This is a genomic window from Maridesulfovibrio salinus, assembly GCF_055394525.1.
Map to the genome: position 1 here is coordinate 1,588,939 of NZ_AP042461.1, position 22,535 is coordinate 1,611,473.

General features: G+C 47.3%; 21 protein-coding genes. 16 read left to right on the forward strand and 5 right to left on the reverse strand.

All coding sequences use genetic code 11. From position 1 onward, the window contains the following. The first annotated feature begins 244 nt into the window (after positions 1–244). The 16 genes from ACZ5PW_RS07045 to ACZ5PW_RS07120 all read left to right on the forward strand — a co-directional run bounded on the left by ACZ5PW_RS07045 (position 245) and on the right by ACZ5PW_RS07120 (position 17,147). Entirely contained in the window at positions 245–1,480 is a 1,236-nt protein-coding gene (locus tag ACZ5PW_RS07045) for a DEAD/DEAH box helicase (protein WP_464559302.1), read from the forward strand. Positions 1,481–1,540: 60 nt separating this feature from the next. Beyond that, on the forward strand, positions 1,541–2,818 hold the full coding sequence (mtaB, locus tag ACZ5PW_RS07050; protein ID WP_464559304.1) for a tRNA (N(6)-L-threonylcarbamoyladenosine(37)-C(2))-methylthiotransferase MtaB: 1,278 nt from the start codon (positions 1,541–1,543) through the stop codon (positions 2,816–2,818). Between the two features lie 129 nt (positions 2,819–2,947). Then, a complete protein-coding gene (locus ACZ5PW_RS07055) occupies positions 2,948–3,829 on the forward strand; it encodes a YicC/YloC family endoribonuclease (RefSeq protein WP_464559306.1) in 882 nt (293 codons plus the stop codon). Positions 3,830–3,843: 14 nt separating this feature from the next. Beyond that, positions 3,844–4,104 carry a DUF370 domain-containing protein gene (locus ACZ5PW_RS07060; protein WP_464559308.1) on the forward strand — a complete coding sequence of 87 codons (261 nt, stop codon included), beginning with the start codon at positions 3,844–3,846 and terminating at the stop codon, positions 4,102–4,104. After that, complete coding sequence (gmk, locus tag ACZ5PW_RS07065) at positions 4,097–4,729, forward strand: guanylate kinase (RefSeq protein ID WP_464559310.1); 633 nt, start codon at positions 4,097–4,099, stop codon at positions 4,727–4,729. Before ACZ5PW_RS07060 ends, gmk begins: the two co-directional genes overlap by 8 nt. A 1-nt stretch (position 4,730) precedes the next feature. Next, the gene (pyrF, locus tag ACZ5PW_RS07070) at positions 4,731–5,423 is read left to right on the forward strand and encodes an orotidine-5'-phosphate decarboxylase (protein WP_464559312.1); all 693 of its coding nucleotides are present in this window, start codon (positions 4,731–4,733) and stop codon (positions 5,421–5,423) included. An 11-nt stretch (positions 5,424–5,434) separates the two neighbouring features. Further along, a complete protein-coding gene (locus tag ACZ5PW_RS07075; RefSeq protein WP_464559314.1) occupies positions 5,435–6,358 on the forward strand; it encodes a tetratricopeptide repeat protein in 924 nt (307 codons plus the stop codon). Positions 6,359–6,390: 32 nt separating this feature from the next. After that, a complete protein-coding gene (gene recJ, locus ACZ5PW_RS07080) occupies positions 6,391–8,118 on the forward strand; it encodes a single-stranded-DNA-specific exonuclease RecJ (RefSeq protein WP_464559316.1) in 1,728 nt (575 codons plus the stop codon). Positions 8,119–8,460: 342 nt separating this feature from the next. Next, on the forward strand, positions 8,461–9,666 hold the full coding sequence (locus ACZ5PW_RS07085) for a hypothetical protein (protein WP_464559318.1): 1,206 nt from the start codon (positions 8,461–8,463) through the stop codon (positions 9,664–9,666). A gap of 22 nt (positions 9,667–9,688) precedes the next feature. After that, complete coding sequence (locus tag ACZ5PW_RS07090) at positions 9,689–10,768, forward strand: hypothetical protein (protein WP_464559320.1); 1,080 nt, start codon at positions 9,689–9,691, stop codon at positions 10,766–10,768. Between the two features lie 43 nt (positions 10,769–10,811). Continuing rightward, a complete protein-coding gene (locus ACZ5PW_RS07095) occupies positions 10,812–11,384 on the forward strand; it encodes a hypothetical protein (RefSeq protein ID WP_464559322.1) in 573 nt (190 codons plus the stop codon). A gap of 12 nt (positions 11,385–11,396) precedes the next feature. Further along, on the forward strand, positions 11,397–12,107 hold the full coding sequence (locus ACZ5PW_RS07100; protein ID WP_464559324.1) for a MotA/TolQ/ExbB proton channel family protein: 711 nt from the start codon (positions 11,397–11,399) through the stop codon (positions 12,105–12,107). Continuing rightward, the gene (locus ACZ5PW_RS07105; RefSeq protein ID WP_464559326.1) at positions 12,097–12,552 is read left to right on the forward strand and encodes a hypothetical protein; all 456 of its coding nucleotides are present in this window, start codon (positions 12,097–12,099) and stop codon (positions 12,550–12,552) included. Before ACZ5PW_RS07100 ends, ACZ5PW_RS07105 begins: the two co-directional genes overlap by 11 nt. Next, a complete protein-coding gene (locus tag ACZ5PW_RS07110; protein WP_464559328.1) occupies positions 12,549–14,006 on the forward strand; it encodes a hypothetical protein in 1,458 nt (485 codons plus the stop codon). Before ACZ5PW_RS07105 ends, ACZ5PW_RS07110 begins: the two co-directional genes overlap by 4 nt. Beyond that, positions 14,003–16,093 (forward strand): hypothetical protein, encoded by a 2,091-nt coding sequence (locus ACZ5PW_RS07115; RefSeq protein WP_464559330.1) that lies wholly within the window; start codon positions 14,003–14,005, stop codon positions 16,091–16,093. Before ACZ5PW_RS07110 ends, ACZ5PW_RS07115 begins: the two co-directional genes overlap by 4 nt. A gap of 331 nt (positions 16,094–16,424) precedes the next feature. Next, complete coding sequence (locus ACZ5PW_RS07120; RefSeq protein ID WP_464559332.1) at positions 16,425–17,147, forward strand: DUF4198 domain-containing protein; 723 nt, start codon at positions 16,425–16,427, stop codon at positions 17,145–17,147. A 51-nt stretch (positions 17,148–17,198) separates the two neighbouring features. Here the strand turns inward: ACZ5PW_RS07120 and ACZ5PW_RS07125 are convergent, their stop codons facing one another. From ACZ5PW_RS07125 to ACZ5PW_RS07145, 5 genes are all read right to left on the reverse strand, one after another. Continuing rightward, entirely contained in the window at positions 17,199–17,864 is a 666-nt protein-coding gene (locus tag ACZ5PW_RS07125; protein ID WP_464559334.1) for an HAD family hydrolase, read from the reverse strand. A gap of 20 nt (positions 17,865–17,884) precedes the next feature. Then, entirely contained in the window at positions 17,885–18,760 is an 876-nt protein-coding gene (lipA, locus tag ACZ5PW_RS07130; protein ID WP_464559336.1) for a lipoyl synthase, read from the reverse strand. Beyond that, on the reverse strand, positions 18,702–19,346 hold the full coding sequence (gene lipB / locus ACZ5PW_RS07135; protein ID WP_464559338.1) for a lipoyl(octanoyl) transferase LipB: 645 nt from the start codon (positions 19,344–19,346) through the stop codon (positions 18,702–18,704). The genes lipA and lipB overlap by 59 nt, the downstream gene beginning before the upstream one ends. A 266-nt stretch (positions 19,347–19,612) precedes the next feature. Then, entirely contained in the window at positions 19,613–20,875 is a 1,263-nt protein-coding gene (locus ACZ5PW_RS07140) for a small ribosomal subunit Rsm22 family protein (protein ID WP_464559340.1), read from the reverse strand. Then, positions 20,865–22,436 (reverse strand): ASKHA domain-containing protein, encoded by a 1,572-nt coding sequence (locus ACZ5PW_RS07145; RefSeq protein ID WP_464559342.1) that lies wholly within the window; start codon positions 22,434–22,436, stop codon positions 20,865–20,867. Before ACZ5PW_RS07145 ends, ACZ5PW_RS07140 begins: the two co-directional genes overlap by 11 nt. Between the last annotated feature and the right edge of the window lie 99 nt (positions 22,437–22,535).

Consider the following 22,535-nt stretch of genomic DNA (forward strand, 5'->3'; position numbering starts at 1 on the left):
CGGGCGTAATAAAAAGACCGGAACTATGCGTAGTTAGATATACGTTTTTTCATGGTCTATTCGAAACGCGCCATTGGTGTAGGATTTTGAATGCTCGCTGGATTGCCGGCAGTTCTCATTATGACACAGATGATACTTTATCAGCAGTGACGCGCCCCGAAAGGGCGCGTTTTTTTTATGGAACGATTTTTACATTTTAATATATAATTCTGGAATATCTTATTACATTTCATGGAGCTGATAATTGAGTTTTGAAAGTTTCGGATTAGACATGCGCCTTGTGTCAGGTATTCGTGCTGCGGGGTACCGAAATGCCACGCCAGTTCAGGGGCGTGTTATTCCCGCTGTGCTTGATGGCCGGGACGTTATCGGACTAGCCCAGACCGGAACCGGTAAAACTGCCGCTTTTGCTCTTCCCGTACTGGAGCGGCTGTTACAGAAGGATGCCGGAAAACGCGGGCCTATCCGGGGCCTTGTTCTAGCTCCCACCCGTGAACTGTGCCTTCAGATTCATGAAGCTTTTTTCACTCTGGGGCAGCAGACCGGAATCCGTTGTGCTGCGGTTTTCGGCGGCGTGGGGATAGCCAAGCAAATCAGGGAAGTAAAGAAAGTCACCGTGGTAACAGCCTGCCCGGGGCGTTTGCTGGATTTGATAGGCCGGGGGGAAATTGATCTTTCCGAAGTTGAAACTCTGATTCTTGATGAGGCTGACCGGATGCTGGACATGGGTTTTATGCCCGATGTGAAAAAAATTCTGGAACAGCTTCCCGAAGAACGTCAGAATCTGATGTTTTCCGCAACCATGCCTGAACCTGTTGCTGAACTGGCCGGGCAGATTCTTGATGACCCCGAAATAGTCAAAGTTGACTATGCTGTTGCCGCTGACTCTGTTAATCACATGGTCTGCCCAGTACCTTTGCATCTCAAACAGAATTTTTTGAAATCATTACTGAAGGTTTTGACCTACAAGCGAGTTCTCGTTTTTGTGCGCACCAAGCGTTGGGCGAGAAGACTTGCCCTGCGGCTTGCCAAGTCCGGTTTCAAGGCTGCCGACCTCCACGGTGATCTGTCGCAGAGTAAACGGCAGAAGGCTCTTGACGGGTTTAAGAACGGAGAATTTGAAATACTGGTAGCGACGGATCTGGCGGCACGGGGAATTGATTGCAGTGATATTACCCATGTGATCAACTACGACATGCCGGATACCGTAGAAATATATATCCACCGCATAGGACGAACCGGAAGAGCTGACCGGGACGGGACCGCTTTTCTGTTCAGCGGTCCGGAGGAGCAGAGTAAACTGCTGGAAATCGAGTCTGCCCTTGGCTACAGTCTGCCCGTACACTATCTTGACAGATTCGATTATAATGCTCCCCAAAATGATTTCCCTGTAGCGAAACAAAAGACCCCCCCGAAAACTGTAAAGCCCGGCGGGCAGAATCAGGGGGGCCGGCAAAGAAAGTCCCGCAGTGAAAGTTAATAGCTGATATTCAACCCGCAAAGGTCCCTGTTATTAATTAGAAATAATGGATAAGATATAATGAATAAATTCTGGCTTACCACCCTCGGGTGCAAGATTAATCAGTATGAAAGTGAATCCATCCGCCAGCGGTGGCTGCAGATGGGTTATGAGCAGGCTGAGAATGATGCCGAGGCCCATGACGTTGTGATTAACTCCTGCGCTGTTACTGCATCCGCTTTGCGCGACCTCAGGCAGACCGTAAGAGGGATCAACCGCCGCAATCCATCTGCCCGGATCATAATAACCGGATGCGCCGCACAGGTGTTTGCCGAAGAACTTTCCGAACTTCCCGGGGTTTCTGAAGTTATCCCGCAGGAACGCAAATCAGAACTGCTCCAGCTTAAAGACAGGCAGAATAATGCCGAAAAGAAAGCTGTTTTTCAGCCATTTGAAATAAAGGATTACCAGCGTTCAAGAGCAGTGGTTAAGGTGCAGGACGGTTGTTCGCATCGCTGTACTTACTGTATTGTTCCCATTACCCGGGGGCCAAGTGTAAGCAGGGATGCTGATGATATCATACAAGAAATAAAGCGCTTACTGGATGCCGGATTCCGCGAAATGGTAGTTAGCGGAATCAACCTGAGCCACTACGGACGGGACTTTGAAAACCGGATTGATTTCTGGGATCTTATGGAACTTATCGAAGAAAATTTCGCCCATGAATGGGCTGGGAGGGCTAGGTTCCGCATAAGCTCACTTGAACCGGGACAACTGGACGACCGGGCTTTGCAGATTTTTTCCGGCTCCAGACTCATCTGTCCTCAACTGCATCTGTCGTTGCAGAGCGGAGACCGTGCTGTTCTTAAGCGCATGGGAAGAGGACACTACAAGCCGGAAGATGTCCTGTCGTTCCTGAATAAGCTGCAAGACGTCTGGCCTGTTTTCGGGTTGGGAGCGGATATACTGACCGGTTTTCCAGGAGAAACTGAAGAGGAGTTTCATAATACTCTTGATTTTTGCGGTAAACTGCCTCTTTCTTATGCGCACGTTTTCCCGTATTCTATCAGACCCGGTACGGCTGCTGCAGAAATGAAAGGCCAGCTTGACGGCGCAACCAAGAAGGAACGCGGAAGAATTCTGCGTGAACTGGTGGAAAGTAAGAAGCATGAATTTTTGAAAATAATATCTGAAAAGGAATCTCTGAAGGTATTATTTCAGAACAGAAAGAAAGGAATCTGTGAGTTTTATTCCACGTGTGAACTTGAAGAACCTTTTACCGGAGAGATTCCCCGTGAACTGGTGGAAGTGATCCCGGTTAGGATTGATGAAGACAAACTGATAGTTAAAGTTAAATAAAAGGCTCCGGCTCCCCGCAGGGGGGTGGAGATTTAGTGATAATAGTTTTTTTGTACTTTCACCTCCCTTTAAAAAGGCCTGAAAGGTCTTCGGAGGCTTACGGATATAACCATTAAGGAGAAAATATAAATGCCAGTCAGCATGACCGGATTCGGCAGAGCCGAAACCACTGAAGATAAATGGAGCCATGTATGGGAAATCCGCAGCGTTAATTCCCGTTTTCTGGATCTCAAATGGCGTCTGCCCAACTCCCTGCGCGGTTACGAAAACCGCTGGGAGAAGCTGGTCCGTAAGTACGGGTCCCGGGGCAGGGTGGATCTTTCCCTCAATCTTGAAGTCTTCAGCACTGAGCTTCTTGGGGTAAGCCTCAACAAGCTGCAGGCCAAGGCCATGATTGATCAGCTCAAGGAAATGGCTTCTGAAGAGAAGGTTGCTTTCACTCCTGACTTTAACAGATTGTTCGGCCTTTCTTCCCTTTGGCGTGACGCATCCAGCGAGCCTGATCCCGAGATGGCCGCGTCCATTACCGAAGGGCTTGAGAAAGCTCTCGCAAACTGGCGTGATTCCCGAAATGATGAGGGTGCTGATCTAGTACGTGATCTTGAAGAGAGGTTTACTCTGCTCAAAGGCTACACTGAACAGATCAAGGTTAAGATTCCCGAAATACTTGAATCCAAGCGCAGTGGGCTTATCGAAAGGGTCACCAACAGCATGGAAACTCTCGGTGCTGAATACATTGAAGACCGGATGGTGCAGGAAGTAGCCATACTTACTGACAAGCTGGACGTTTCCGAGGAAATTACCAGACTTGATGCCCATCTTGAGAGAATTTTCGAAGTGCTGCGCGGAAGCAAGGATGCGGGTAAGCGTCTTGATTTTCTGCTGCAGGAAACCTTCAGGGAAATTAATACCTGCGGTAACAAGTGTCAGGATTCCGAGGTCAGCAGGATCGTTGTGGAATTCAAGGCGGAACTTGAGAAATGCCGTGAGCAGGTTCAAAACATCGAATAGCGGTTTCAATCCTGATGCAGAAACAAACTTTACTTAATATAGGATTTGGTAATTTTGTGGTTTCCAGCAGGGTGATAACCATCGTCAATCCTTCTTCGTCCCCCATGCGCAGACTCCGTGAAGACGCGAGGCAGGAAGGACGGCTGGTGGATGCCACTCAGGGCCGTAAAACCCGCTCAATTATTGTCACCGATTCAAACCATGTGATTCTTTCGGCTATTCAGGCCGAAACAATCGGGCATCGTTATGTCTCCGAAGAGGGTGAAAATGACTGATATCAAAAGACCCGAAAGAAAGGGGCAGGTGCTTGTTCTCTGTGCCCCTTCCGGAACAGGTAAAAGTACATTGGTCAAAAAGCTGCGTGAAGAGTTTCCGCAGATCGGCTTTTCAATTTCCTGCACCACCCGTGCTCCCCGTGAAGGGGAGGAGGATGGCAGGGATTATTTTTTCCTCAGCGTGGATGAGTTTAACGAAAAGCTTGAAAATGAAGAGTTCGCCGAGTGGGCCGAGGTTCACGGCAATTTTTACGGAACCCCTAAAAAACCCGTGGAAAAGATGCTTTTCAAAGGGATGGATATCCTCTTCGATATCGATTTTCAGGGGTGCATGCAGCTCATGGAAACCATGCCGGATGGCATCTTCGTATTTCTGATGCCACCTTCTTACGGAGAACTCAGAACCAGACTTGAAAGTCGCAACACAGATACTGAATCGGTAATCAACCGCAGGGTGAGCAACGCGATGAAGGAAATGGCTTCCGCTCCTAAATTTGAATACTGGATCGTCAACGATGATCTGGATCAGGCCTACAGCGAGCTCAAATGTATCTATCTTGCCGGTAAAAATCGTCCCTGCAGTAATCCGGGACTTCTCGAAAGTATTTTAAGCACCTGGGAGTAATATGTCTGAATTAGTTGTAGCCCTTGATTTCAAAGATGCCAAAAGCGCGATTGAAATGGCGGAAAAAGTACGCGGTGTTGCTCCGTGGGTGAAAGTCGGCCTTGAGCTGTTCTGTGCTGAAGGGCCGGAAATTATAACTCGCTTCAAGGAAATGGGGTTCAAAGTTTTTGTTGATCTCAAGTTTTTTGATATTCCGAATACCGTAAAAGGCGCTGTGCGTTCGGCAACCCGTGCCGGGGCCGATATGCTCAGCCTGCATGCCTTGGGCGGGGAAAGAATGGCAATCGCCGCGCGTGAAGGACGGGTTGAAGGTGCTTCCGGTGGAACTGGCCCTCTTCTCATGGCGATCACTATTCTGACCAGTATGGGGGAAGAGGATATTCCTTTTCCTGTCCCAGAAGGACTCGGTTCCGCTGTGCTGGATCTGGCTCTGGCATCATCTCAGGCAGGTCTTGACGGTGTTGTCTGTTCCGGTCTTGAAGTGGAAGCGATCAAGGAAAAGTGCGGAAAAGATTTTTTGGCTCTTACCCCGGGCATCCGCCCGGCCAGTGTGTCCGATGATCAGCGCAGGGTTGTAACTCCTTCTCAGGCTGTGGACCGCGGCTCCAACTTTCTGGTTGTGGGGCGCCCCATAACCGGAGCGGATAATCCTGCCGAAGCGGCGCGCAGAATAGTTGCCGAGATGGAAGGATAGGGTAGTAGCGGATGACGGCGACTCTGACTCGTGGGGTTTTCTCTTCCCGGACAGGGCTCGGAGCCGGGCAGAGCTCGGAGCGTGAAGACGTTCAGAAATCCTACTGGTTTGTTCAGGAACTTGATGGCGGAAATTATGAAGTGCAGGCTTTGAACAGCAGTGATATGCCGTCAGGTCCGAAGCTTACAATTGACAGAGAAAGGTTTCTTTCAAACTATCAGCCTGAACCTGAATATTACGCTTACAGGGTTTTGCCTAGTCTGCGTAAACAGAGCGACCGCATAGAACGCGGGGAAGGTCACCGTCACAAGGAAGAAAGCTACAGCGCCGAGTATGAATTCAGCGTCGCGGTTGAGGTGGATGAGGATAATGTCCGGGCCAATTTCGGTCTGGGGCTCACTTATCTCGACCGCGGCGAAGTAGAACGTGCCAAGGATGTTTTTAAAAGGCTGATAAAGCTTCAGGCGATTTATGCTCCTGAGCATAAGCATCTTTTTAATGAGTTCGGCATCAGTATGCGTAAAAACGGCATGTATGATCATGCCCTTGCCTATTATCATCGCGCTGAGGATCTCTGTGACGATGATGAGCATCTTTTTCTCAATATTTCCAGAGCTTATTTTGAAAAAGGAGATATTGACGGATGTGTTGAATATCTCAAGAAATCAATTGCCCTTAACGCCGGATTTGACGAAGCCGGTATGTTCAAGTCTTTCCTCAAGATAAACGGATTCATGAATCACCGGGATGAAGCAGCGGTCAGCTCTGAAACTCTCGGTTCATACTTGAAAGGGGATGAACCGGTTAAAGTCCGCAAAGACAATGAAAGCACAAGTAAGGTTCGCAAAGATGACGCGCCTGATATTGAGCTGGAAGAGAGTACCGAAAAAGACAAAAAGAAAGCTTCCGGTGAATTGATTTATCTGGATTTATAAGCCTGAATTTCAACTGCTCCACGGAGATACAATTGCCTAAAATATGGAAGTCGAGAAGCGAAGATTCTCCGCCGGCCACTATTCCCGCTATTGCTGAAGAATTAGGAATTACCGAACTGCTGGCTGAAATTCTCTGGAACAGAGGATTTCGTTCCAGCCGTGAAATGGATCTATTTCTTTCACCTGGACTGCGCAATCTATGCCGTCCTGAAGAAATACCGGGACTTGAAGAATCGGCAGCTGTTCTTGCGGAGTGTCTTTCCAAGGGTATGAAAATAGCGGTTTGGGGAGACTACGATGTGGACGGAGTGACCTCAACTGCTGTGGTCAAATCGTTTCTCAATGACAGGGGGATTGAGTGTGAGCATTATCTGCCCAACCGTCTTGAGGAAGGTTACGGTCTGAATGTAAACGGTATCAGAAAGTTGCATGATGCCGGAATTGAGCTTCTGCTGACTGTTGACTGCGGTATCTCAAATAATGCGGAGATTGCCGCGGCCAATGAACTGGGGATGACCGTTGTGGTTTCTGACCACCATCTGCCCGCGGAAGAACTCCCTCCCGCCGCCGCAATATGTAATCCCCGCATGACCGAATACAATGGCAAAGATTTTGGTGAGTGTTCGTGTGCTACCCTTGCAGGAGTAGGAGTAGCTTTCATGCTCATGGCCCGGCTAAACAGGCTGCTGCCCGGGGAAGCTGTTGATATGCGGCAGTATCTTGATTTCGTTGCTCTGGGCACAATTGCCGATGTGGTTGAGCTTCAGGGACAGAACCGTATACTGGTAAAAAACGGGTTGCTGCTGCTTAAGGATGCCCGCCGTCCCGGGCTTGCCGCTCTTAAGGTGGTAAGCGGTTATGACATGTTTGCTGCCATAGGAGCCGGGCAGGTGGGATTTGGACTTGCCCCCCGGATAAATGCGTCCGGAAGGATGGGCGATCCCGGTAAGGCTCTTGAGCTTCTCATGTGCGAGGATATGGAGGCAGCACGCCCTATCGCCAAAGTTCTTGATGAACTCAATGCCGAGCGCAAGGCCGAAGAAGACCGTATTCTGGAGGAGGCTCTTGCTCAGGCCGAGGAACATATCAAGCGGGATAAACGTGCCGGGCTGGTCCTTTATTCGACAAGCTGGCATCCGGGGATAATAGGGATTGTGGCTTCCAGAGTGGTAGAGAAATTTTACCGGCCCACAGTGATGCTTTGTGAAGAAAACGGTGTGATCAAAGGGTCTGCCCGTTCAATAAAGGAATTTCACATCCACGAAGGGCTTACCTCCATGTCTGAGCTGTTCATGAATTTTGGCGGACACAAGCTGGCTGCGGGGATGTCTTTCAAGGCAGAGCATTTACCGGAATTCAGGGAAAGGTTTGATAAGGCGGTGATTGACAAGGTCGGCAGCGAGCCACTTAAGCCCACCCTGAAAGTTGACCGGGAACTTCCTCTTGAAAATATAGATTATGTACTGCTGAAAGAACTTGAACTTATGCAGCCCTTCGGTATGGGCAACCCGGAACCTGTTTTTACCACTCCGCCTGTGGAGGTGCTTGAGCGTCGTCCCATGGGCAAAGATCACGTCAAACTGACCATCGCTGACAAGGAAAAGAAACGGCGTATGCCAGCCAAGGCATGGCGTATGGCTGACCAACTTGGGTCGGAGCTCATCGGAGCGAAAATGCGCTTCGCCTTTTCTCCCAAAATCGATAAATTCAACGGAATACCCACCATAGAACTGACTGTCCGGGATTATACCCGGAAGTAATTTCCCTTCTTTTTTTACTCAGTTTACTGATATATCTTCGTGCATCTTTTTATATAGATTATTGTGTTAAAATATCAATATTGTGTTGACTAAATATAAGATATCAATTTAAGAGGTTTTTGAAGCTATCTTTCAATTGGTCGGGGAAGGTGTATTCACCATCATATCTATAAGTCTTTTCAGTCAATGCTGAGGGTTGGAGTGTGTCATAATCAAAATAGACCTGTCTATTGTTTTGTGTGTTTGGTTATATCTGTCCTGCTTTTGGGGAGTGCTGATCATGTACAGAGCAGTCCAGTCAAGAAGCTGACTTTTTATGTAGAAGCAAGCGGTAGAACCCGCATGGCTGTCAGGGAAATCGCAAAAAGTATTCACAATAAAATTGCCTCCGAGACCGGTCAGGTAGATTGCGTATTCAAATATGTTCGCAATGTGGCGGGTGAGGGAGAGGTTCGAGCCTACGAGGGACTCAGTCTTTCGAAGGGAGTATCTGCGGATGAAGTTCAACCTGAGGATATAGTTCATATTCTCAAATGGATAAGCAAGTCTGGCGGTGGCCTGGAGGGAGTTCATACTTATATGGCCCTGCTCAGGAATCTGGCGCGAGAGGAAGGGGCTGTTTACGTCTATTATTCCTTTTTATGTCCTTACGTAAAATTGTGGAAACTTAAGGATGAACTGGGAAGGGTACAAGGTGAGGCATTGTACTACGCCGGAATTATAACACGCCGTGGCTCGGTTGAATTTGAACCGCTTGCTTTTGAGAGACGGACTACTGAGTATGATGTTTTTGATGATCTGATGGTGGTGAATAATTCCAGTGTAGTAGAGCCCATTGCTCCGGAAAAAGAACCTGAAAATGCTCCGAAGTCTGGAGGGGGTGAAAAGGTTTCGCCGCAGACCGAAAGTGGTGGAGGCGTTGAAGATGAAGGACAAGATGAATACACCAAAGATCCGGTAGAACCACCTTTACCAGATGATCAGATCGAGCCTGATCTGGATGGGAAGGGCGGCCGTTCACCTAAGCAGGATGAATCTGCTGTAACTGAAGGTTTAAGGTCTACCAATTCTACAGGTAGCTTAGAAAGTGAAAGTCCTTCGAGCGAGCAGAGCTTGGATGGGGAGGGAGGTCAGTCTCCTAAACCGGATGACTCTCCTGTTACTGGAGAAAATTTAGATTCGGATCTTACTGAGGGGGCTGTTGAATCTCTTCCGGCGAATAATTGTCAGGAATTAGTTATCAAGCACGTTGAAACAGGGAGCATATATTACGGACACGAAAAAGGGATGTTTGTCTATAACGCTACTTATTGTGAGTCCAGTGTTAATTTCGCGGTAAGTGAGGTTATGGGGAATGGTACCGGTTATGGATCTCATTGGGGGCTGCTTATTATGAGCGGAGAGGAGCCCAGGGAGTACAGGGCTGGTGAGGAGTTGACTTGGAACAGTGCCAAAAATGAATTTCCCATAAATATACAGATAAAGGAGTATCTGGAGAGTCAAAGTATTAAACCTAAGACAGAAGTGGACTTAAAAATAGAGTTCTAAAGTAATTTGATAGGAGCACTAAATGAGATTCCCTAATTGGTTATTCTATGTTTCGTTATGTACTTTGGTTGTAATGACCTTTGTCTGTGCTGTGTCCGTTGTGTCGATACTGGGTATGGAAATGCATCAGTATGATGGTTTTCAGATCAATTTTGATAAAAATAGTAAAAAAACCAGAGATTTTCTGGAAAAGAAAACGGAAACTATTTTTGCCGAAAGTACATATGCAGAAGGAGATTTCATATGTGACTCTGGTCGGATAAAGTATGAAAATGGTCAGTGGGTCATAGTTGAAGCCAAAGGTGAATTTTACATAAAAGATAGAGATGGGGCCAAGTCAGGGTGTTCAACAGAGAACAGTGCGAAAATAAAAAATAATTATTTTAAAGTTAATAAATCACTTGCTGACGAATTTAAATTGTCTTTCAATTCAGTTTTGGAAAATAGAGTAGTACTGTTAGCTTCACTGCTGCCTTTAAGAGAGTATGGGGAAAGTGCTAGTTTTATTATAGATAGAAAAAAGCCCGATAAATCTTTTACATTTTCTCGTAAGGACTTGACTACGGAAAATGGAATTGTAGCCCTTAAAGGGTTTACTCCCGAAAATCAGTGTTGTGATTTGCATTTTACATTGCCGAAAAAGAGTATCTCGATAAACAGTAAGGGACTTATAGAGTGTCTATATGAAGATGGTTTGATAAATGATGATCAGGTTACTGCAATGGCATTGAGTTTTGAATATAGCGTTGGTGAACTGGCTCTTCTTCTTACTGGCATTGTGATCTTACTTTCGGTTCTTTTGCCTCCATTTCATAATTATTATGATAATTTTAATTTTGGAGAAAGTCGTTCAAGAAGTATTCTTTTGGTAATAGTGGGTATTTTTACTGTTGCTGGTGTCTTTATGTATTCTATCTGGCGGTATTTTACCTTCAGTTACCAAGGTTACAGTATACTGAATTTCCTTGGAATGAAGTGGGAACGCCAAACCGAACTTTTATGGTTTTGGTTAAAACCATTAGCATTTCCGGTTTCAATTCTTTTCTTGCTACTTCTTTCCAGTTCTATCTCGAGATGGTTAAGACCGACAGAGAATAGATAGTCGGGTTTAATTACATCAATTAAGTCAACTGCGAGGTCAACAAATGAAAAAAATAATCCCGATAATGATTCTCCTGTTGCTGCCCGGCTGCATGGCGCTTAAGGGGGCAAAGCAGGCCGATATCAATGTGAAAGGCGAATCCGAGATTCCTTATAAAGACCCTTACGGTTTTATTGATCCTACGGTTGAAGGGCGTTCAGTATGGCTTGACAGTTTTATCGAGTCTTCCAAATCCATGCGTCAGGTTTCAAAAAATTTTTACCTTCACAATAGTACAACCTATCAAAAAGAGCTTGTTGAACAAAATGATAAGTTTTTCGATAGAGTGCTTTTAAAGCGTGGGGAATTCAGGCTCTCCATGGACGAACAGAATGTGGAACTCCGGGAACGCCTGATCAAAGCATTGCTGCTGGTGGTCCAGATTCGTCTGGATACATACCTGCCCGCTCAGGAAGGTGAGTCGCCTGAGAACGTGGTCGCCAGAAAAAATATTGCTTTACTTAAAGATGTTGTGCATGAGCGCGATGATCTTGATGTCCGTGATCTTGGCCTGTCCTGCCGTTCTCTGCAGCAATGTCTCGAAAAATTTGAAAATATCACTCGCGAAAGAGAATAGGAGACTCGGTGTATGTTATCCCAAATGACCGGCTATATAAGCGTTATTGCAGAGTTTCTCCAGATCGTAATGTTTTTGGGAATGGGTGGGCTGATCCTGTTTTTGCTGATCTGGATTACAATTACATACCTACGAACAGAGTGCCATACCTGCAAAGACCCGTCTAAAGAAGTGGAATCTGAAGACTCGTTGAGTCAGGTGATTCAAAAAGTTTTTTATCAGGCCTGTACCCGGGAAAATGAAGATGATTCCAAGGTCGGTAAAAATAGAAACATCCGTTTTGAAGTAGGCGACTCCGGAAACCCGAATGAAACGGCATCGGCTTTGGATGCTGAAAAAATCGGTGCTTCTTTCAGGTCTGCTGTTCAGCCGCCGAAGATATTTATTCAGGATGCAGTGTTCCAATACGGCATGTCCATTTTCGAGGATAAGATGCTTGCTCCCTACGAAGCACTGGTCAACCTCTTCCCTCCCATAGGGTTTCTGGGGACCATCCTCGGTATGACAATGCTTTTTATCGATCAGGACGGAAGTATTAAGGAAGGTTTGAGTTCTGCAGGAATGGGCACAGCATTGCTTAGTACAATATTCGCCCTTGTAGCTTATGTCGTTTTTGAGTCGTTGAAAATGCTTCTTCAAAGAAGAGCACGGAGAAATATAAGCGCTTCAATCGCGCAGGCCAGCCACAGTTACGATAGTCAGGGGCAGGGCAATGAGGCGTAAACCAAGTCTGGTCTGGATTTTTTCCTTCGCAGATCTTGCGTTTCTGCTTGTTCTTGCTCTGGCTGTAATGCCGACCGCAAATAAGGATTATGTACAGCTGAAGCTTAGCGATGTTGTCAGCAGCGAACGGACTAAGTCTGCGCCCGGCAAGAAAGATTCCTACCGTTTGTACGTAGATGAGAGTGGGGATAAGTGGGGTGTGCGCCTGCAGAAGCGAGTGGAAAGTGAAGCCGGCTGGGAGGATTTTACCGACATAGATAATCCCGAACAGCTTGAGTTGAGGCTTGAAGAAATCAAAGCTGAAGATGAACACCTTGAATTTGTTGCCGCAGAGGGTTCAAGAACGGGTGATATGTTGATGGCCTTATCGCTAATCCAGAAAGTCTGGCCGGACTCTCAGGTCTGGACCACGGTTCAGACGCAACTGAACAGTTCAGAAAAATGATCAACAGTAATTGGGCTTATAGAAAATATTCCTATGGTGCAGGGGAATTGCTGCTGCCCATTGCCTATCCGGAGAAAAAAGACGGAAGCCGGATTTGGGCAGTTTTGCTGGGGATGATTGTTTTTTTTGCCGCCTGCTTATGGACTTTTCATTCTTTGCCTACCTTACAACCTGAAAAGATTGCCGCAGTTGTTTCATCACCTGTCCGGCTTAAGATTCTTCCCAAGCCTCCTGAAGTGAGCGTGGTGCAAGTCCCGGCAGGAAAATCTGATCAACCCGTAGTTGAAGCCCCGCATAAGGTGGAAAAGGTCCATTCCGAAACTACTCCTGTGCAGCCGAAAAAACAGAAAATCAAAAAAGAGAAAATAACGCCTGCAAACAAGGGTGAGCGCAATGTAAAGCCTGAAGTAAAAACAGCTGAGAAAATGAAGCAGGAGAAAACTGAGATTCAGAGTTCTCCAGTGCCGAAAAAGCGTGCACCGGGTAAAGAGAATAAGGGGAATGTGAAAGGTCAGCCTGAGGTAGCTGCGACCGGTCTGCCTGATATGGATTTAGATGATGATTCCGGACCTGATACCGGGAGGCTTCAAAGCATGCATGTGCTTGAAAGGCCTGTGCGTTCAGGTGACAATGACCGTGCTGACATTGCCTCGGGAAACAGTAATCTGCCTAGAGAGGCTCCTAATACCGGCAGTCTTGCCGCAGGTCTGGTTCCTTCAAGATTTTATTCTCCATCCAGTGAAGAGAGCAATATTTCGCGCAGAGCTGACGGCGAGGATGAAAGCAGTCCCGCTTTGAGAAGAACCATGAACAGCAGACAGCTTGGTATGCCTCGCCCCGCGCGTTCAAGCAGGGAAGCTGCGGCAAATATCGGGCAATCGCGGGTGGGAGCCCCGGACGAGACAGGGCCTGTCAATGGCTATCGTAGAATGGGTGTTGCCAGTTCAGGCGGGGGAAGTCGTCCGGCATCAGTGAGAGGATTATCTCCTGATGATGAGGTCAGCGGCATCGGAGCTTCGAAAGTCGGACCCGGAGATGGAAGTCCGTTTAACAGATCTCCGTTGAGCAGATCGGTGGTCCGTGGGTCGGGTAATTCAGGGAATGCCCGGGGGCGGGAAATCGGCTTTTCGGGACAGAAAGCGGATAGCTCGCCTTCCCGAATTTCCGCCGTTACAGAAAGGGGAGGCACAATTTCCTATGAGGAGCTTGCAATCTGCGAAGATGTCAATCGCGAAAAAATGCTGATGGATGAGATTTTCAATGTTCTATATGAACACCCGGGTATTTCCGGGTTTAAAACTTCGGCTGGAATCGTGGGGTATTATAAAACAGAAGACCGTAGCAGGATTTCGGTAAAGCTGAAGCACAGTACCGGTAAAAGGAAATTTGTCACCAGATGTGAACTTCTGGAGTTCGCATTGAATCTGTTGAAAAAAGGAATACGTGGCCGATGAGGAATAAAAAGCTGATTGTTCTGACGACTGTAGTTCTTGCTGTTTTAGGCTGTGCCGCTCAGGCTTATGCCCAGTATTGGGATAGTGTTCTGGATAAGGCCCACAGATATACTTTTCTGGACAGGGAGTTCCTGGAGCAGAATATTGAAAAATATGAGGCCAGATATAACACCACCCTGCATGACTATAATACTGTGCTGCTGAGGGATATTTCCGGCAAAAGCGCAAGTAATGTAGCGGTAGAACTTGCTGAATCCGATATCATTCGGGATCAGCCTTCAGATATGTATATGCGGGCTGCCGTCGGTCAGTTTCTTGAGTATCTGCAGAGTAATCAGAAGCAGTATCTGAACAATGCCATGCTGCTTATTTCTGAACTGGAGGATTCTTACGATGCCAAGCGTGATTATCTGTTTTGGGCTCTGTTCATTAAGGGACACAAGCAACTGGCAGAAGGAGACAGGTCCGGACTGATTGATACAATCCATTCCATATGGAGGGATGTACTGATCCCGTTAAATAAAGAACGTATGGCGGGAATGGCTATGCGTGGTGAATTTGCTGCAGACTTTGAATATCATTGTGTCAATCTCTTAAACCTCACAATCAATAAGGCTATTGTGGGAAAAAGGATGTCCGGGCTTTTTCCTGTGGGAGGGGTCGTTAAAGATGTAACTGGAATGCTTCCTGAGAATGAAGAATATTACCGTAACATAATGAAAAGATTTCAGGGGCGCAGTTCTGACTCGTCAAATATAAATTATACGGTCGCTTTCGCTATGGGGGAAGCCAGCGGTGGAATGTTAAGGGATTCTCTTTCCTCTTCCGAATATGAAAAAGTCTTCAAGGAAGCCTTATCTTTTTATAATCTGGCTTATGAGTGGGCTGATACGGATAAAGGGCGCGCGGCTGTTTTGATTCGCAAATCTGTTCTGCTTAATGTGATCTGGAGTGTGAAGCTCAATAAGTCAGATGCAGTGGATACTCCTTATTTCGGAGGAAAACTGACTGAATTGAGCCAGCAGCATATTGAATCCTGTTATGACATGTATTCCCGGCTGGCCCGCAGGAAGGGTGAGCGTAAGGATATAATACATGACAACGGATTTTATGCTGAGTCCGATGAATACCTGACCACGATGAAGAATCTCTGGCTGTATACCGCGTATCTGGTGGATGGGCAAAGCGCTTTTCTTGATAAATCCGGCAGGGAAGATCTCATGAAGTGGGCTGAAATAAATCATGCAGAGCAGGTTGTATTTGCGCATAAATATTTTTCCGAGGATGGTTATCGAGACATAATTCCTGAGAATGCTTATTTTCTGGTCAGTCAGGATGTGGCTTTTCTGGCTTATAAGTGCCTGAAACGGGCTATTGATATAAAAACAAAGGAAAAGCAGCAGATTGCCTTCAGTCTCATTACTTATGCAACTATGCTTAATCCTTTGAATCTTTACGACCTGCTGGAATTCACAGTTGAAAGCAGTGATGATGGCTGGCCTGCTGATTATTCAAGACAGTTTTTTATTCCTATGGGGGATATGCTCACAGATACCATAAGGCTCTGTTCTGATGATGACCGTTATGCCGGGTACAGTCAGCAGTTGAAATCTTTGAGTGAAAATATCAGCCGATATCTGAAAAGGCTGCCACAGGTTGTGGCTTATACTCGAGGTGGAACATCCAGGTCGGTGGCCGTAAAGGATTCGTTCATACTTGGAAGTGTTTTCAATGCACTTATTCCCCATTTCCCGTTGGATAGGGTTAAACTTGAAATGTTTGAATTCGTCAACAAGCAGGGGCTTGATAATCCCTTGAAAGTACTGCAGCAGAATATGGCCGCGGATATGGCAGGGGTGCTGTCAGGTGTTGCCGTTAATAACAAGCAGTTTGCTCCTTATGACTTTTATGCCCTGCATAAAGTCCTTCGGGATAAGCCGGAAGATGACCTGCAGCTTTTCCTTGAGCGTTTATTTTATGCCAACCGGGAAGCCCTTAATGATAGAGCAAACTGGAAACTGAAAAGTGTTCGGGATCAGGTGCTCAGATTGTCTCAAGGGTTGGTAAAGAATAAGTTAAAATACTAATTTTTTTGATATAAATAAAATACTTAGGATGATTGGTTTGTATCTGACTTGCGAACTGGCAGGGCAGAGTGTTGATTAAGTACCATCTGCATCGCAAAGTGAATTGTTTGTGAGTCATCTGTTTTACAAGATCTTGTGTTAAACTCACACCCCGTAAACTTATTCGGGGTGTGAGTTTTAAAAATGTTATGTAATTTAGAATGATATGTTGTTTTTAAAATCAGCGGCAGGGTAAAGCTGAGAATCCTGTTGACATGAAATGATTCGCTTTGTAATTAACTCGCTAAGTTGAAATTGAATCTTGTTTTCAATATCAAAAAAAGGAGAAAATATGAATATGAAGCGTATTATTTCAGCACTGGCTATTGTCATGTTATTCAGTTCCGTTTGCTCGGCCCATGACATGTGGCTTGAAAAGAAAGGCCATAAGGTTCATCTGATGTACGGGCATCCGGGAGCAACAGATCCGTATCCTATTGATCGTATCACCGCCATGACCGGAATTACTGAGGACGGTTGGAAAGTGGCACTTGAGCCGGTATATAATAAGGGCGAAGCCTATGCCTGGCTTAATGATTCTTTTTCTATGCTTACGGTTGAATTTGACAATAAATACTGGTTCAACACTGAGGAAGGCGGATGGCAGAATTTCGGAGCACCGAGAGCTGTATGCGGTAAAATTATTGATCAGGGGAGTTCCTACAAACTCTCAAAATGCATACTCAAGTGGATGCCGGGCATGGATAAGCCGATCGGGCAGAGAGCCGAACTGGTTCCTCTCAAAGATCCCACCAAACTCAAGGAAGGGGATATGCTGCCTGTAATGATGTATATTGAAGGCAAGCCGGCACATGTCAAAGGGGCTAGAATCTCTGCAACGTCTGACAGAAATATCGAGGATCCTGAGTTGATTGATGTAGAATCTCCCAACCCCTTCATGGTAAAAATAGGACCTAAGGGCAGGCAGATTATCGTGGGCAAGTTCGAGAAACTCCTTGATGATACACGTCGTGTCTGGTTCGCGTTTTCACTGACATTTAGGACCGGTAAATAAAAAAGACAGGCCGTTCCTGTCAGGGGGACGGAACGGCCTGTTGTTCATTTTTCAGGAAAGAAGTGTTATCAGATCTGAGGGGCTGTCCATAACTATTTCCGCTCCGGCCGCGATCAGTTCTTCAGGACCACGAAAACCCCATGCAGCGCCAACGGGGATCATGCCGGCATTGCAGGCAGTCTGCATATCGATGTTCGAGTCTCCTATGAACAGAATCTCATTGGGGGCAAGGCCCATTGAATCAGCAATTTTCAAAGCGTAACCCGCGTCAGGTTTCAGGGGTATGTCTTTGCGTCCACCGCAGACTTTGAAGAAGTCCACTCCGGGCAGGAGTTTGTCCACCGCTTCAATCGTGAATTCCTCGGGCTTGTTTGAAAGAATCGATATTATTTTGCCTGACTCTATGAACGCATCAAGCATTTCCATTGTTCCCGCATAGGGGCGGGCTATTGTATTCTGATGTCGCGCGAACTCTTCCACTACCAGTTCATATAACTTTTCCTGTTCTTCGGAAGTCTGTTTCTCTTTCGGCAGAGCTCGAAGGGACAGCATTTTAGCTCCATTTCCAACAAACTGCCTATATGCGTCTTCAGGGTGCTGCGGGTAGCCTCTGCGGGCAAGTGCCGCGTTGCACGCGGTTGCGATTTCTCCAAGAGTATTCAGCAGTGTGCCATCGAGATCAAATATTGCCGCTTTGAATTCCGGTCTGGGGTTCATGGTTTTTCCGTGAAATTAAATTAAAGTTTGTCGTAGGCCTCAGCCGCATTGAAGCTGCTGCGGACAAGCGGGGCACAGAACATATGCGGAACTGCCAATTTATTACCATAGTCGGCGTATTCATCAAAAACAGAAGGCTCAACATAGCGTTTTACTGCGGGATGTGCTTTTGAAGGACGCATATATTGCCCGATGGTAATTATGTCGCAGTCTATTGCGGCAAGATCATCGATCACCTGATAGACCTGCCGGTCATTTTCGCCAAGTCCGACCATAAGACCTGACTTAGCGTGGATTTTACTTAGTTGCTTGACCCGTTTCAGCAGTTCAAGGCTCTGCTGATAATCCGCCTGCGGCCGGATTTCACTATATAGATCCGGAGGGGTTTCCACATTGTGGTTGATGACATCCGGTCCGGCCTCGATGACTGTTTTCAGTGCATCCTGATCCCCCTGAAAATCGGGGATCAAAACTTCTACAGTGCATTCGGGGTGTTCGGCGTGGATACGGTTGATTGTTTCAGCATAGTGGTCAGCTCCCCCATCAGGGAGATCGTCACGCGTAACCGAAGTGATGACAACATATTTTAAACCCAGACGGGTGACTGCTTCTGAAACCCTTCGCGGTTCATCTGGATCAAGGGGATCTATATGTCCGGGAGCGATATTGCAGAAGGCACAGTTGCGGGTGCAATTGTTGCCCATAATAAGAAATGTGGCGACCTTTCGTGAAAAGCAGTCCCAGCAGTTGGGGCATTTGGCATTCTGGCAGACTGTGTTCAGGTTGAGATCTGCAAGCAGCCTGGCAGTGCTGTTGAATGTTTTTCCGGTAGGGAGTTTAACCCGCAGCCACGGTGGAATCCGCAAATATTTTTCCGAACTCTTTTCTGAAGACATTTTTGACTTCCTCTATTTCAATGTCGTGTCCTGCCTCGCGGGACAGGGAAGTGGGGTGGGCGCCGTGCAGTCCGCAGAGGGTGATGGCATCGAACAGCTGCATTTCTTTTGAAACATTAAAGGACAGGCCGTGGTAGGTAATCCATTTTTTTACTCCGATACCGATGGAGCAGAGTTTGCCGGGACCGACCCATACGCCGGGACGGCCTTCGCATCTGGCTGCATCCACACCGAAATTCATCGCGGTCCGGATAGCTGTTTCTTCCATGTCATGGAAGAATTTTTTGATGCCACCCCGTCTTTTTTCAATACGCATAACCGGGTAGACCACCAGTTGCCCGGGGTAGTGGCAGGTTATGTTGCCACCTCTTGCAGTTTGGACTATCTCGGCCCCCATATGTTTGAGGGCTTCCTCACTGATGAGCAGATTTTCCAGGCCGCCCTGGCGGCCAAGGGTTACAACAGGCGGGTGTTCCAGCAGAAAGAGTACTTCCTCTGCCGTTCCTTCCATAACTTTGTTCAGTCTATCAAGCTGGATTTTCTCAGCTTCCCCGTGGGGAATAAGTCCCAGATCAATAAATTCCACTTTTTATCCTTTTTGCCTTCGGCGACCCAGTCGGGGGCTTTAAACCTTTTGAAAAGGGTTTAAAAAATCCCAAACTTTTTTTATAAGGCTTCGCCACTTTGTAAGCAAAAGTCATTGTAGGCTCAGCTTACATGGGAGAGCTTTTTTATACTAAGTAGTTGTCTCGTCTCCAGCGGCAAAAGCCCTATCGGGGATTCCAAAAGGGATTAGCTCCTTTGACCGCCGGAGGCGAAATTAATTTATAAAAGCGCGGTAGCGCATCAAATCTATTTATGCTTCCGTGGAGCTCTGGCCTGCTTGTGCTCACGGTTTTTGTCGTCTTTTTTCTGCTGAGGCCTGCCTGCAGATTTATCTGCGGGCTTCTGCGTCTTGCGCTTATCGAACTCGCGTATGGGCAGATCGATCATAAGGGAGCCGGACTTGGCATCCCGCTTTTCTTCTTCGGGGACAGGCATTCCGATCAGACCTCCGGGGAACAAGGTCTTTGCCCCTCCCTTGGCTACCAGAAGAATCTGACCTGGTTCAGCGCATCCATACTGTCCGAATCCGCCTTCATCAAGGCGGAATGAATCGGATATTGCACGGATCAGGATCTCACCTTGGTGGGCCTGCTGCGGTTCATCATCCGTTTGTCCCACATAAAGAAAGCTCAGGCTGACATTGTTCTTTTCCAGGCGGCAGCGGGTAGAAAAATCCTGCAGCCATTTGGGGGAATGGTCGGAGTCAAAATTGAAATGACACCATGCCTTTCCCTGATCTCCGCTCATGGGGCATTCTTCGATATGGGTGCAGGGGCCGAGAATTGAGTATCCTTTCTCAATGAACTCCTGACGTATTACGGAAAGAATTCTTCCGGAACGGCGGATTCCCGGTTCTATGATCAGAATACGCCCTCCTCTGGCAAGTTTTCCGGACATGGAGTGGCAGAAGCCCTCCGCCCACACCGGAAGCGGCATGCGATTTCCGGCAGATGCTTCGTTGACCATATTGGCGGTTACAAGAAGGTCTGCCTTTTCACGTATCTTTGAAGTGGAACCGCCTTTGACATTGATCATGCGCCATGGTGAATCTTTTCCGGCCAAAGCCTCAAAAAGACGGGTCCCTTCACGCATGGGCTTAGGAGTACGGTCCACGTTTACGAAGGTCAGTTTCTTTTCACGCAGATCAGGTCTGGCAATCCAAAGAGCCTGGGCCACGGTGAGCGGTCCGGATCCAAGGTCAATAACAACCCCGTTATCAGGCAGTTTTATATCCAGCCCCTGAAAGAGGCGTGAGAGGCGGTAAAGGTTCCAGGGCAGAAAGAAACGCAGGTAGGCGTTCAGACTTCTGGGGTCGCCCATGTAGTCATTGGGCAGGCTGGAGCGTTCTCCGGTAAGGGCCCGTGAGAGATCTCTCACCGCGTAATGCAGTTCTTTCATGTGCTTGCTTTTGAGAGGCACGATTTTATTAAGGATGTCGGCATAACCGGCCATCCGCTTGGATATATCCGCCGTTGGGAGCGGAAAGAGTGAACTTACTTTAATAGACATATTGAAATATCATCCTTTCGAGATAGTGCTGTCCAAAATCATCTCTACCTGCCAGTTCCAGTACAGTGGAGCAATCCGGCAGGGAGGAGGCAAAATCCCGACTTTGTTTGTTGTTTGATAAAATAATGGCGCCAGTGAGGGAGGTGTTTCCTGCGGCCCGGGTTATTCTGGCTGTTTCGGCGGGAATGAATCCGGTTGTGACAAGGTCGTTTACATTGACATGCTGACCTATCGCCCCGCCGAGTATAAGCTCTTTCAGATCAGACGGGGCCAGTCCGGCTCTGAAAAGCAGGCTGGACATGGCTAAATTAAATGCAGATTTGACTTTGAGTATTTCCTCGACATCCGTTGCCGGAAGAATAAGCCCGTTCCTTAATCCAAGATCCAGTACAGGAGTCCCTTTTACCTCAGTCAGATTACGGGCAAGTCTGGCTGCAAAGGGGGTATTGCCCGGTGCAAAGTGGCCTTTTCTAGTCAGCACACCTGCTTTGAGCAGCAATGAACATAGCGACAGATATCCGGTTCCGGTTATTCCGGGCAGTTCCGAGTTCTGCGTCTGACTGCCGGTTGTTTCTTCAACAAAGGATGCTGACAGTCCCGCCGGGGTAAGGGTGAAAGCGTTGATCGCCCCGGGTCCTGCTGTGCGTCCGTTTGTTAAGCCAACTCCTTCAAGAGCCGGGCCCATAGGGACCGACGTTACTATGTATTTGTCTTCGTCGAGGGCCAGTACGAACTCGCCGTTGGTTCCCAGATCTGCGAAGAGATAAGGATACTCCGGTTTGGTTTCAGCAAAATTAAGAGCTACTATACCGGATGTTATATCCGCACCGACAAACGGAGCCAGATGTGCCGGGATGTAGGCTTGCGGGAGATCTGTGTCAAGGTAAATAATGTTTCCGCCCTTATCCGGGAGAGAATACGGCGCATGACTCAATCCCTGCAAATCATGACAGGCCAGAATCGAAATCATGGAAGGGTTGCCCGAGATGACCATTTCTTCTACTGGACCGGTCTCGGATAATATCTGCTTTAAACGGTCGGTAACAAGAGATGAGAGAGTTTCGCACTGGCCGGGCAGAGCTGCAAAAGCAAGCCGGGTCATAATCTCGCTGCCAAGGCCCATCTGGGGGTTGAGTTCCCGCCCTGACCTGACAATTTCTTCACCCACAGTGAAAGCCCAGTGCAGTCCTGTTGTGCCGAGGTCGATGGCCAATTTCAGTCTGCCCGGTATTTTTGAACTGAATTTATCAGATACTCTTGAAACAGTTCTCAGCGGTAAGGGAACATGAATTTCGTCAGCCATTGCCGGATGCAGGCATGATAAACGCCACCCTGAATCTATTTCCTCACTGCTGAACAGATTCAGTTCCTCCTTCCTCGGTTCAGGGGGGAGAGATTCAAACCTGACTTTGCACAGCCCGCATCTGCCCATTCCTGAGCACAGGGGAACTCCCCTGAAAGCTCCGTTCAGAAAAAGCATCTGGGCGAGATTCAGTTTGGACGAGGGATCAATTTCGCTTACCTGTCCGTCATGGTTGTGTATGGTCAGTATTTTTTTCATCTTAAATGAATCAACCGCAAAAGATTCGGCTATACAATGGGCTGGTTTCTCGTTTTATTCGTTGGAAGTTATTGCTGCCGTTCATAACAGTGAGTCTGC